The sequence below is a fragment of the Candidatus Margulisiibacteriota bacterium genome (genome assembly GCA_028706105.1).
Lineage (GTDB): Bacteria > Margulisbacteria > Riflemargulisbacteria > GWF2-35-9 > DYQY01 > DYQY01.
The window spans coordinates 1-12,831 of record JAQWCF010000055.1; the positions used below are offsets into that span (position 1 = coordinate 1).

The window sequence follows — 12,831 nt, forward strand, 5'->3', positions numbered from 1 at the left end:
CCAATTCTCACCCATACAAACAACGCTCATATAAACTTATGTTAATGAAAAAACAACTTGCTTGATTTTAATAAAAGGGACATTTCTACTTTGGAGAAAGGGTGACATTTCTACTTTGCGTTGACAGCACTAGACTGAGAGTATTTTACAAATTGTTATATACATAATACAATTCCATAGCTATGAAATCCTTAGAAGCAGAAATAAACCGCAGAAGAACATTTGCTATTATCAGCCATCCTGACGCAGGAAAAACAACAATCACAGAAAAGCTTCTTCTTTTTGGTGGAGCCATTCAACAAGCTGGTGCAGTAAAAGCAAAAAAAGCAGCAAAATATACAACTTCTGATTGGATGGAGCTAGAGAAAGAAAGAGGAGTCTCTGTTTCTACTTCCGTGATGTGTTTTGAATATAATAATCACATTATCAATCTGCTAGATACTCCTGGACACGCAGACTTCAGTGAAGATACCTATCGAACATTATCTGCAGTAGATTCAGTCCTGATGATGATCGACTCAGTTAAAGGGGTAGAATCTAGAACTAGAAAATTAATGGAGGTCTGTAAACAGCGCGATATTCCAGTAATAACCTTTATTAATAAATTGGACAGAGAAGGAATGAATCCTTTCGACTTAATAGATAATATAGAGAAGGAACTTGATATACAAGCTACGCCGATGACCTGGCCAATAAGCATGGGGAAAACATTTAAGGGTATTTACAATATATACAAAAAACAATATTTAAGATTTGATTCCACAAGCAAAAGCTTTATGCCTATTGATGTAAACAATATTAATTCTAAAAATTTCATTGATTTAATAAGCGAGAATGATCACAGAAAACTAACCGAAGATTTAGAAATAATTGAAGGAGCAGTAGACAAATTTTATCTTCCTTTATACAAAGATGGATTACAAACACCTGTATACTTTGGCAGTGCAATCAATAATTTTGGAGTTCTTGATTTATTGGAAGCAATGATTAGTATTGCTCCTGCACCTCAACCATCTCCAGCCATTGAGAGAACGGTTGATCCTAATGAGAAAAAAGTAACTGGTCTTATCTTTAAAATACATGCGAACATGGACCCCAAACACAGAGACAGGATAGCCTTTATGAGAATCAACTCAGGCGTGTTTACCCGAGGCATGAAGCTCTTTAGCCACAGACTAAAGAGGGAAATAAAAATATCCAATCCGTTAATTTTTATGGCTCAAGATAGAGCAATAACAGAAGAGGCCTTCCCTGGAGACATTATCGGTATACACGACACTGGACTCATTAAAATTGGAGACTCTTTCACTGAGGGGGAACTTATAAACTTTACTGGTATACCAAACTTCTCACCAGAATTATTTAAAAAAGTAATAGTAAAAAATGCACTAAAAAATAAACAACTCACCAAAGGACTAACTCAATTACTAGAAGAAGGAGCTATTCAACTTTTTAAACAGGTTATTGATAACCAACTAGTTTTAGGGGCAGTAGGAGAATTGCAATTTGATGTTGTTAAGTTCCGCTTACAAAACGAATACGGAGCAGATTGTAATTATTTGCCATACAACATCGCATTTGCTTATTGGATACAAGCTACCGAACAAGAAGACCTTGATAAATTTATTTATGAAAACAAACAATATGTAGCCATGGATCATGAAATTAATCCTGTTTACTTTTTTCGGGGCACTTGGGAAGTAGACCATTTAAAAGAGCTTTATCCTAAAGTTAATTTCTTTAAAACATCTGAATGTAAAGAAAAAGATAAAATTTAATTTTTGACTTTACTCAATATAACTATATTATATAAATATGCAGATAATTGACTTTAAAGAATTAATTTCTTTTATTGAGGATTCACCAGAAAAAAGCATTCCTAAGTCGATCTTAATTGAAGAAATTAATACAATGAAAAAGGAAGCTGAAAACCAAATTTTAAAAGCTGAAAAAAGAATAAATATTTCTTTAGTTGCAACTGGTTTGTATGTTTTATCAAAAACCACATTTATTCTTTATGACATCTTTCAAAACATTAAGCCAATATTAATGAATCTGTATATTATGGACGCAATAATTCCTGCTTTTTTGTGTGTAGGGATATTTTATAAAAAGAAAGTAGCTTCCTTGTCTATACTTATTTACTATCTGATATCTAGCTATATTCATCTGGAAATACAGGGAATAAATATCGTCAGATTTCTTCTAGTTTTTATTTATTCATACATCTATATACAAGGATATTTTGCTAATCTTTCTTATCACAAACATAGTGCCTTTTAAAGAAACTAAACTCTCCCAACCGAACCACCAATGACAAGTGAGCTCGGTATTTTGACATATTGCTGACAGCCAAGTAAATCTAAGTATCTATCCTTCAAGAGTTCCAGTGCTTTTTTGCCAAGTAATCTTTTGTCACCTGCAGCAGTGGTAAGAATAGGGTTAGGGTTATTAACAAATCTTGGAAATTTAATAGCATCAAATCCAGTAATCGAGATGTCTGCTGGGATACTTAATCCGTATCTTTCCACAAATCTATAAAAATAATAAGCAAGAAGATCATTACCACAAATAACGGCTGTAATATGTGGGGAATGAGACATAATTTGGTTGACTACAATTTCTACTGTATCGTAATTATCATAGTCTGCAACGAAAACCATGTTTTCGTTAAAATAAGGGTTGTTTTTAATAATTCCTCTTAAAAATTCTGTATTGATGTACTCATTTGGGTGATCACCTAAAAGCACCGCAATATTTTTATGTCCACAACTTACCAAATAATTGGCAAGCATTCCGCCAACTTCCTCACGTTCAATGTAGACTGATGTAACAGGGATATCTTCGTTAGGAGGGGAGCCACAAGCTACTAGCGGAACTCGATATTTAATCAACTTGGCATAATATTCATCTGGTTGTTTGCCAAGAAAAATAAATCCTTGTAAATTATGTATACTATAATAATCCATGTCTAAATCTATCATAAATCTCGTTTGCAAATTAGCCTCTGTTGCAGCACCAAGAATCCCTTCAATAACTTCTCCGTAAAATTCATTGGAAAACATCTGCGAAAGATTAGAAACAAGTATACCAAAATTTTGAATTTTATTTGTAAGTTTGGAATATCCCTTTTTTTGTATAAGTGTATATATCTTTGTTCTAACTGGTTCTGAGATTTTATAAGGTTTGTTTAAAGCTAAGGAAACTGTGCTTTCGGAAACATTGCAAAGACTGGCTATTTCTTTTAAAGTTCTCATACGCACTCCTTAAAATATCTTATATTAAATATATCGACAGTTAATGAAAAAAATCCCAAATTATTATTAATTACTTTCTAGATATGTCAGATGCTAGTAAATGTGGGAGTGGTTCGTTTTTCACAATTCACTTCTTAGCTGGTAAGTGGAATCATTGGTAACTTTATCGTGAAAGTCGTCCCTTTGCCTGTTTCGCTTTTAAATTCTATTGTTCCTAAATGTTCTCTGACTACACGAAAAACAATAGAAAGTCCTAAGCCTCTACCTTTTGTGACATGAGTAGAGAAAAAAGGTTCAAAGATTTTGTCTTGTATTTCTTTTGAAATGCCACAGCCTGTGTCATTTATGCTGATAATAACAGTGTTTACCTCAGAAGAAGTTTTAATAGTTAAGTCGCCTCCTTCAGGCATAGCTTCTCTGGCGTTTTGCATCAGGTTAGTAATCATGATTTGTAAATCATCTGAGTGACCGGAGATGTTAGGAGTTTCGTTTAGTTGTTTTTTTATAGAAACGCCACTAAGTGGCAGAATGTCTAGTGCTTGTTTTATCACTTCATTAATATTTAAGCTCTCTCTTTCTCCTTCTTGGTTGGAAGATAAGCGTAGCGTAGTTCTAACAATATCTCCAATACGAGAGGTCTGAGCAAAAGCTTTTTTCTTTTTATCCTCTGGTAGATCGGAGTTATCCAGAATTCCTACGAGTACAGCTAAAGGGGTTTTGATTTCATGATTATATTCTTGGATAAGGTTAGCAAGTGAGGCAATGCGTTCTGTGCGAGCAAGATTACGTTCAGCATCATAGAGTTTCTTTTGGGTGCCTAGAAAGTTTTTTTCTATTTTTTCATAGGGAGTAAGTTTATAAAAGGCAGAAGTCAGGATGGCACGAAGTTGTTTAAGGAAACTAATGTCTTCTTCTTTATAGTCTTTGCCCGAGCTTCTTTTACCAAGAAGCAGTATCCCTTCCAACAGTTCTGGTGAATGCAGAGGGAATACTAATGAGTTCTTGGTATAATTCATCTCTAGCAAGAGGGTTCTTAGTTCATCTTCTAGGTTTTCAATCTTATAAATTGATTGGTTAGCTTTGAAGAAAGCAATCAAAGGACTTGCTGTGGATAATTCTGTTAAATCTGAATTTTCTTCGTTTAGTAGTTTGTATCCTTGTAATTTATTATCCTTGTCTCTAACTGCAACTATAAAAGAGCTTTGCTCAAGTTCCAGCGCTTCGTCTAGAGTATTTAGAACATTAAAGAAGATACTTTCTCGGTCCGTTTTGCTGACTAGCATGTCGGAGATGGTTAAAAGCACTTTAGCCGGCTCGTAGTAGCCCTTAATGAATTTACGTTTAGTTGTAGTTATTAGGAAACTAGCAAGTGGTCGAAAATAGAATGCCCAGAACACTGATAAAGTAATTGTTATTACAAGAAGTAAAAGTTTATGGTTTATGAGTAAAAGAGGGAACAAGAAAGAGACGCATAGTAAAGAAATGCTGATGAGATAAGAAAAGGTTTTTGTAACAGCTAAGCGGATGTCCATTAATTCATGTTTTAGTATGGCGTAGGCAACGATTGCAATGCAACTTGTTGCGAAGAAATATCCAAGAGGGTAGATATTTATACCATAATTTGCAAAATAATCTACTCCACCAAGCAAGGCAATAAAAAAAGCAAGGAACAAATATATAGAATTATTAGAGGATTGTTTTTTGTAAAAATTAATGAATTCTATGAAAGAGAAGCAGAAGGAAACAATAAAAAAAACAATAAAGAAGGATAGCAGTATCCCTGCTTTCGGGTAAAAGCCCCATTGGTATTGATAAACACCAGAGATAAGTGAGTTGCTAAAGGTATTTATTAATAAGAAAAACACACTAATAAGCATGGATATTTTGATCCATGTAGAAGTTATTTTTTTCCCAACATAGGAGTTAGTATATCCGCTTAAGAATAAAGGAATTAAGATAATCCAAGAATACCCTAATTTGGCAAAAAAATGTGCATTTGTTTGATTAATAGCGCTATACATAAAAATAAAGGAAAAAAACCATAGTCCAGTTGATGCGGAAAGACATGAAAAAAGTATATGTTGTAGACTTTTTTTGTCTGAGTTTAAAACAAATAGCGAAAAGAACAAAAGTAAAAGTGAGCTAATAATTAAAGGTAGAAGAAATATGAAATTGTATTGAGAATTGAACATTACTCAGTAATGCTTATCCCTTGCATATGAGAAGCACGCAAACACATATAGTTCATTTCTCCATAAGCTCCGCCAGAGAGGCTCGTGCCTCCATGTGATGATAGGTAGGGAGATATGCCAATGTGTCGTGAGTTGATTCGAATGGTTCCAGAATTAACAATATTTTGTACTAATTTTGAAATAATTTTTTTATTGTTTGTCCAAAAGGAAGTCCTTAGACCGTATTTGTGAGCATTTATAGTGTCAATCATGAAATTTGTGTCGTCTTCTGATTGATTGTTTGAGCCGAATTTAATTATAGGCATTAATGGGAAAAATATTTCTTTTTCAAAAAGCATAAAGGTTGATATTTCTTTATAATCAGTGATTGCTAATACTGTTGGTTGAATAAACATTCCCTTTTTATCAAGCTCACCTTTGTAATTTAATAAATTTCCGCCGATTAGCACCTTTGCCCCTTTTTGTTGAGCATCTTCTAAGTATTTAAAGTAATCTTTGACTTTGCCAACAGGGCTTAACCAGGTGTCTTTGTTTGAAGGTAATCCAGGTTTAACTTTTTGGATATTTAATAAGATTTTTTCAACAAATTCATCATAGATATTTTCATGAACAAAAAATAACTTTGGAACCATGCATATTTGGGTAGACCCTAAAAAACATTCTAAGGCTGAGTCAATAAGTTCGTTAGTAATTTTTGCATCAGGGAAGACTGTAAAAATGTCGTTTCCTGACAATTCTAAAATTGGTTTTTTGTTTGCTTCATAAATTTTTTTCCCTAATTCTATGCACCTGCTGCTTTCTCCAAAATTGAAAATAGTGCTAATTTTGTCTGAGGCAAGTGCTTTGTTCAGAATGATGCTGGAATTGCCTTGAATAATATTAATAATGGAAGGAGAGAATCCTGCTTTTATTATTGCCGGCACAACAATATTTCTCCATAAGAAGACCGTTGATATTGGTAGTTTTTGAGGTGGTTTAATTACTAAGGTGTTTCCTGTAATTAATGCAGAAATTGCTAAAAAAGAATTACTTGCCGGTGCGTTTCTTGGTGGAATCACCAGGATTACCCCATCAGGTTTTCTGTAAAAGATGATTTTCTCTTTGTTAATAGTTACTTCTTTTTTAAGTAACTCAATATAAAATTGAATGTTTTCATTGGAAACACCGCTGATCATGTTTTCGTATTCCCAAACAGCTAATTTATATGGATGACCTTCTTTGATTATTAAGGAAATGAATTCATCTTTATTATTAATGAGTTCTTTTTTTACATTTTTTAGTATTAGTGCTCTTTGTTCAACACTATAATTTTTGAATTCTTCATAAGAGCTCCGTGCCGAGTCAAAAGCAGCATAAATATGGGTTTCTTCTGCTAGATAGTATTTTCCGATAATTGCGTCTGCAATTGCGGATTCTTTTATTAATTTTTTTTTAAGTAAACTTACTGATTTAATCGTTTGCAGTGGGTTTTTAATTAAGGTATCAGCATCAATAGAATAGTCCACAATATTTGTTTTAATATCTTTTCCATTAATAAAAAGAAGGTATTCGTTAATTGACGTTTTAGTGTCTTTTTTTTCTATTATTTGGATGTCTGGGTTTGTAATAATTACTTGGATAGGTTTATTAGAAGTAGATTCTTGTGTAATTGAAACTTTATTTTTCATGCAACCCCCTAGTTTGACGACCACCCTAATTTTGATTATATCATAAACCATGAATTCTTTCATATGCTACTAAAGAAGATTAGAAGTATTGGAATAATTCGTAAAAAAGAATAAAATAAAAATAATATGTTAAATTTGTTCAACAAACATAAATTTGGTTTTGTAATTTTTTCAATTATTTTTTCTCCTGTAATTTTATTTTTGCTAACACTCTACGGTTTGCTTATCGGTTTTACTGGTGGGCTAGTCTGGGGATACGAAAAATTAAAGAAAGTGTTTGTTGTGGTACTAGAGCAAAATAAGTTTAAATTTGTGCTAACAAAGTTTGTTTTTAAATTTTTTTATTTCTATGTTTCTTGTCTGATTTGTCTGTTAGCGGCTATTGTTGGGCTTTTCATAGGTCCCTTCAGGGCATATTCCAGATTTAGAATTTTTTGGTTAGATGTTTGGTGCGGGACTTTGGAGGCTAAACAAACAGTTAGATCACTTATTTTAGTTGTGGATGATGAAGTGGAGATAGCAAAAAACATTGCTGAAAGAATTGAGCAAACTGGAAAATATTTAACTCAAATGGCTCATAATGGGAAGCAAGCTTTAAGGGTTCTGAAGAATAATGAACGCTTTCTTGGTATTGCAGAAAACAAAGTGAAATGTATTATTTTGGACATTAAAATGCCAGAGATGGATGGGTTACAGTTTTTGAAAAAACTTAGGAAACAAGAAGGCTCGTCAATGTTTAAGGATAGTGGTGCTTTTCATCAAATTCCAGTAATAATACTTTCTGCTTATGAAGATATAGGAAAGATTTCTGCTGCAACAGATCCAGTTACCGGTAAAGTTGTTAGGTATATAGTTAAGCCGGAAAAACCTGAGCATTATGAGGAGTTGTTATTGGCCATAGAAAGAGTCTTTGCTGGTAAAGACCAAGAGATGATAACAAACGCCTATCTTAGTGGTAATTACCGCATAAATGAATTGAGAAATACTTGCTGACTCTTTTGAAAGGCTATTTTTAGTCACTCCCTCCGACTTTCTTCATTCGCCTCTCCCACGGAATTCATAAATATTTTCAAATAAAGATTAGAAATATCTGCGTAATTTATTTTTATAAAATAATAGTTGACGTTATGGTTTTTATTTGATATTCTATTTACCAAGGGAGTGAAAGGGAGGGGGATATAAAACAAAAGGTAGGTGGTTAATGTGGGCGAGCCAGTAAGATTAAATGGATCAGCATGTTTACAGTTTAAGGATGGTACGCATCAGCCATTATTGAAAATGAAAGAGTTTACCAAACTCACGTATCCTGTCGAAGGAGAGTTACCTGACGGCACTAAGGAAATTCATCAAAATTTTGCTAACATTGCTATTAACGGTGTTTCCAATCATGATTATCAGTTACAGATAAGTCAAGACCTGCATGCATGGCAGGACTATGGTCAATTGTTAACCGTGGATGATGTTGACGGACAAATTACCAACATCGCGGGAATAGATGTAGAAGAAATAGTTATTTCTAAGCCAATTAACAATGATAAAGAGTTTTATAGGGTAATATCCATTAGCAAGAATAAGTATCAAGAGATGTTAGAGCAATATGGGCTTACTGGTCACTTTACTAGCTATGAACTTGCTAAGATGGGTTTAACTTCAAACTTGTATGCGTTAAAGTCTATGTTTGCTTCCAAATATTTAGGGCTCAAAGGAATTCCTGTTACAGAGAGGGTAGTTGTTTCTTATGATAAAAGTCCCGAAAACATGAGTTGGGAAGAGTTGCAGAGTTGGCTTACTTATGTTGGTATTGATGCTTCATGCATAAGCAGTGGATCGTTTAGAACAACTAGTTATATAAATTTGAGTATCGCCTTGCTTAAGCTTTTTGAGGGCAGAATGAAACCAATAGGAAATACTGGCGTTCCTCTTGAATGGATTAATAGTTATGACAGATGGTCTCTGGATAATTTAATTTATTTATATATTCAGAAAGGTATTGATCGTGGCTGTATAACTCCTTGGAGAAATGTTAGTTCCGCCTATGCCTTGAGTTTGTTTGAAAATAGTATTGCGCCGACTCCAGACAAGTATAATGGTTCTGCAGATTTGAGCAGTTATTTCTCGATTATGGATGTTTTAGCTTCTACTTCTAGCCTGGCTAGTAAATTGAATAGTATGGGCATTACTGGGTACGAAGAATACGCTACTCAGTATCCTGAACAAGCAACAATGGAATATGCTCAGTGTTTAGTTGCTAATCAGGGCATGATTCTGGATATAGATATGACTTTTGCGGATTTGGTTGCTAGGTTTCCGGTTCAGGAGGATTTATTGACAGAAATTTCTTGGTTTAAGGGAGTAATCAAAAGACTTAGTAGTTATGGGTTGCACTTAGATAAAAGTATTTTGGTCTATAGTAACGACAACAAGTTAGTAATGTTAGAGATTTTGAAATATTTAGATGGCGCTAGAAATTCAACTTTTTTAGAAATTTTTAATGTAAATTCTCTGGATAGTGTTTTAAATAACTATGATATGGAATCAATTGGTTTACATTTAAAGAACTTTGATTTTGAGAAAAGATTGACCTTGCTAAAGGTAAAATTAGACAAGTCGAGGTCAGACTATAGCGATGTTGAGCAAGACACATTATTTAATTTATTAAATCTTCTAGAAGGTTTGACTTATTCTGCAGAAATAAGCTTTGATAAAATTCTCGCTTTTATGGATCAAGGCAAGTCATTAGAAATAGCTGCAAGTATTTTTACTGAGAATCAAAATATTATAAAAGTAAACCAATCCTCTCCAGGGTTTGTCCCAGAAAAGAAAACATACTCCAATGCTGAGGATGTTGTAATTAATTCTGTTGTCAAAATGATAGACGAGGGAATTGATTTTTCTACTTTTGACTATCAACAGTTGTTGAGTCTAGTTAACGAGAATTTGCTTCAATCACCAGAACAGTTAATTGAATATTTAGAATTTATCTCAACTGTTCAGGCCAATATAGCTATTTCCAAAGAAAACAACTCTGAAAAGCTAAAGATAGATTTATCTTTAGTTGATGGTTCAGAACAAATAGATTATGTAACAGCTAATATTTTAGACGCAAGTGGAAAACTAATTACAAAAATATATTCTGGCGAGCCAACTCAAAATTTATCAGTTTTGTGGGATAGAAGGGATAATTTAGGGAAAGTTGTTAATGGGAAAATTACTGTTGAGTTAGTTTGTGAAAAGTATGTCTCTGGTTTAACTGATCTTAAAAAAGAGATAATGACTTCTGCTAATTATAATCTTTCTCAATTGGATTTTATTTATGATAGTCAAGTTGTCGCGGTTGGTGTAGAAGAAGAGACTACAGCAATAACTTATGTTACTGGATACGCTGATAATGGTTTGTCTGATAAAAGTTATGGAGCAGATACAACCAAGTATTTTGAGCTAAAGTGTCCGCAGAGAATTTTTGTTCATTATGCGGATAGTGCTGGGGACTCAGCTTATTATGCTAATTTAACTAGATTAAATAGTAATAATCAGTGGGAAGGTGTTCAGACATTCAGATCATCAGGGGATTATTATTTAAATTTAATGCCAGGAACGTATAGTGTGCACATTAATAATCCATGTTGGTTTGGCGATAAATATGTTTTATATAACATTAACTACAAGACTCCTCAGTTCAAGCAAGCTGTATTTGATAAATATGGAGAAAAAATTTCAGAGAATGTTATTGCGTCTTCTTTTAATGGATCTTGGCAAACAAGTGTTATCATTGATAATGAAGAATTTTCACCTCTATATATTGGCGCTGGCTATGTAGAAATTCTTCGCAAAAACTTACATACGGCTGAGTTATATAAACTGAAGGTGGAGTTTCAAGTTAATGCGGACAAAGTTTTTGTTATCAAACAGCAGGATGGCAATTTATTGCTGACCTGGTATGACAAAAGCACGAATAAAATACTATCTGAAGTAATAGATTTAAGTCAGACAGAACATGATTGGAAACAGTTAGACTGGCAAGATCGAGCTTTTGCGAAAACTGAAATTTTTGAACATGGACTTGTTTCGGAAAACATTCAACCTAACGATAAGGCGACTGAGGTTCTTCAAGTATATGTTGAACAAATCTCTAAGGTTATTAACGCAATAACTCCAACAGTAACACATGACATTACATTAGAAGAGCTAATTGCTTTATGTCGTTATAGAAAGGTTGTTGAACAAAATTATCCTAACGCTGACGAGGCAGACCAACATTTAAGAAATATAGCTAGTGCTGATATCATTCCAAACCTAGAAGCAGAGTTAGCAAATCAAGCCGAATTAGCTGTAAATTGGTTGCAAAACAGCGGATATGAGGTAGCCGACAGAGAGGCTTGGTTACTTAATTCCTATGCGTCTATTGCTATTTATAATGCAGTCAAAAACATCAGTTTTCTGGCTAATGATATGAGGATAGACATTAATGCTTTATTTGCTAGTTATGATGAAGGAGTTAGTAACAATGGTTATAATGTAAGCGTTCTTACAGATTTTCTAAGATTGAATAATCTTTATAAAGGAAACAATCTTTTTAGAGATACTTTCTCTGGGGACGTGGACGAGCAAGAAAAATACGTCGCTCCAAGATACGAGGACATCTTGAAATCACTAGAGCTAAGAAAGTCTTTAGAAAATATCTTTATCCCAATTCAGAACATTGCAGAAACTGAAGCCGAGGTAAATGTCCTACTCAACAATCTTTATTATCAAAAGATGGTTGCATTTCATCGATTTGTTATGGATCTTAACACCTACTCTTCTTCTTTGCGTTTAACAGAATATGTGACAGCCAATGGTAAATTAAGTTACGCTGACTATTATTCTAAGTTAATCAGTGGGCAAAACCCAGGTCTTGTCAGTTATTTAGCGACAAAACATTATTTTGATACTCAGGTTATTCCAGGTCAGCCCAATATTTTTATAGATACAGTCGGTTCTTACAAGTTGCTATACTCCGGACAGGCCATTTTCGTACAAGAACCAGGCGAAATATACTATCGTATGTCCAAGATAGTCATGCCTAGTCATTTTTCAGTAATTCAGAAAGTCTCATCAAACGAGGGAGGCTTTTTTATTAAAGCTTCTGGCTTATTTGATTCATCTCCTCAATTACCAGCAGAGCTTCAAAGAGAATTATGGTTCTATTTGATTAGAGAAGGGTATTTAACATCAGAAGGAGTTATTACCCAGCGATTTATTGATATGCAAGCTTTAGCCAACGCAAGCGCAGATAAAGATGCTTATATTGGTGAGCATTTTGTGTTGCCTGTCAATCTAGCGGGGTATGAAGTTTCGTCTTTTAATAAGATAGCAGAGATGGGGCTAGGTGAGTGGATTCCGGTGAAAGACAAGATGATTCTTGTTGGGGGAGATAACTGGGTTAATACAGCAGAACATACTATTAATATTGCTAGAAAAGTTGGAAATAATTACGAAAATTTAAAAACGATAACCCAAACATATTTTGATGCCACAAGTTTTGTAGGGTTGTTTAAAGATATTTCAACTCTTGCAGTGATAGATGCCTTGCCGTATTCCAATGATAGCATCGCTGATTGGTGCTTTGAGCTTGATGAGCTGATGGCTGATAATGATTTATTTAACAAAGAAATTCCAGATTTAAAAAGATACTTGAGTTACAGAAATGCTGGAAATTCAGTTGTGTATGCTTAT

Annotated in this window: 7 protein-coding genes; 4 read left to right on the forward strand and 3 right to left on the reverse strand. The window is 33.7% G+C overall.

Annotated features, from left to right (window positions below; translation table 11 throughout):
• Positions 1–182 precede the first annotated feature (182 nt).
• Positions 183–1,778, forward strand: a complete 1,596-nt coding sequence (locus PHF25_06480) for a peptide chain release factor 3 (GenBank protein ID MDD4527664.1) — start codon at positions 183–185, stop codon at positions 1,776–1,778.
• A 37-nt stretch (positions 1,779–1,815) separates the two neighbouring features.
• A complete protein-coding gene (locus PHF25_06485; protein MDD4527665.1) occupies positions 1,816–2,283 on the forward strand; it encodes a hypothetical protein in 468 nt (155 codons plus the stop codon).
• 5 nt (positions 2,284–2,288) lie between these two features.
• On the opposite strand, the gene PHF25_06490 is transcribed toward PHF25_06485, so the two are convergent.
• From PHF25_06490 to PHF25_06500, 3 genes are all read right to left on the reverse strand, one after another.
• Complete coding sequence (locus PHF25_06490; protein ID MDD4527666.1) at positions 2,289–3,257, reverse strand: LacI family DNA-binding transcriptional regulator; 969 nt, start codon at positions 3,255–3,257, stop codon at positions 2,289–2,291.
• 134 nt (positions 3,258–3,391) lie between these two features.
• Positions 3,392–5,449: an ATP-binding protein gene (locus tag PHF25_06495; protein MDD4527667.1), complete on the reverse strand. Its 2,058-nt coding sequence runs from the start codon at positions 5,447–5,449 to the stop codon at positions 3,392–3,394.
• Positions 5,449–7,116, reverse strand: coding sequence for an aldehyde dehydrogenase family protein (locus PHF25_06500; GenBank protein ID MDD4527668.1), 1,668 nt, complete (start codon positions 7,114–7,116; stop codon positions 5,449–5,451). Before PHF25_06500 ends, PHF25_06495 begins: the two co-directional genes overlap by 1 nt.
• A gap of 126 nt (positions 7,117–7,242) precedes the next feature.
• Between PHF25_06500 and PHF25_06505 the strand changes: the two genes are divergently transcribed.
• Together PHF25_06505 and PHF25_06510 are read left to right on the forward strand one after the other, a co-directional pair.
• Positions 7,243–8,109, forward strand: coding sequence for a response regulator (locus PHF25_06505; protein MDD4527669.1), 867 nt, complete (start codon positions 7,243–7,245; stop codon positions 8,107–8,109).
• 210 nt (positions 8,110–8,319) lie between these two features.
• On the forward strand, positions 8,320–12,831 hold a 4,512-nt coding region (locus PHF25_06510; protein ID MDD4527670.1), incomplete at its 3' end, for a hypothetical protein.

Excerpts from the sequence above, each read along its gene's own strand:
- PHF25_06480 (MDD4527664.1), top strand. The coding sequence starts at position 183 with ATGAAATCCTTAGAAGCAGAAATAAACCGCAGAAGAACATTTGCTATT.
- PHF25_06485 (MDD4527665.1), top strand. The coding sequence starts at position 1,816 with ATGCAGATAATTGACTTTAAAGAATTAATTTCTTTTATTGAGGATTCA.
- PHF25_06490 (MDD4527666.1), bottom strand. The coding sequence starts at position 3,257 with ATGAGAACTTTAAAAGAAATAGCCAGTCTTTGCAATGTTTCCGAAAGC.
- PHF25_06495 (MDD4527667.1), bottom strand. The coding sequence starts at position 5,449 with ATGTTCAATTCTCAATACAATTTCATATTTCTTCTACCTTTAATTATT.
- PHF25_06500 (MDD4527668.1), bottom strand. The coding sequence starts at position 7,116 with ATGAAAAATAAAGTTTCAATTACACAAGAATCTACTTCTAATAAACCT.
- PHF25_06505 (MDD4527669.1), top strand. The coding sequence starts at position 7,243 with ATGTTAAATTTGTTCAACAAACATAAATTTGGTTTTGTAATTTTTTCA.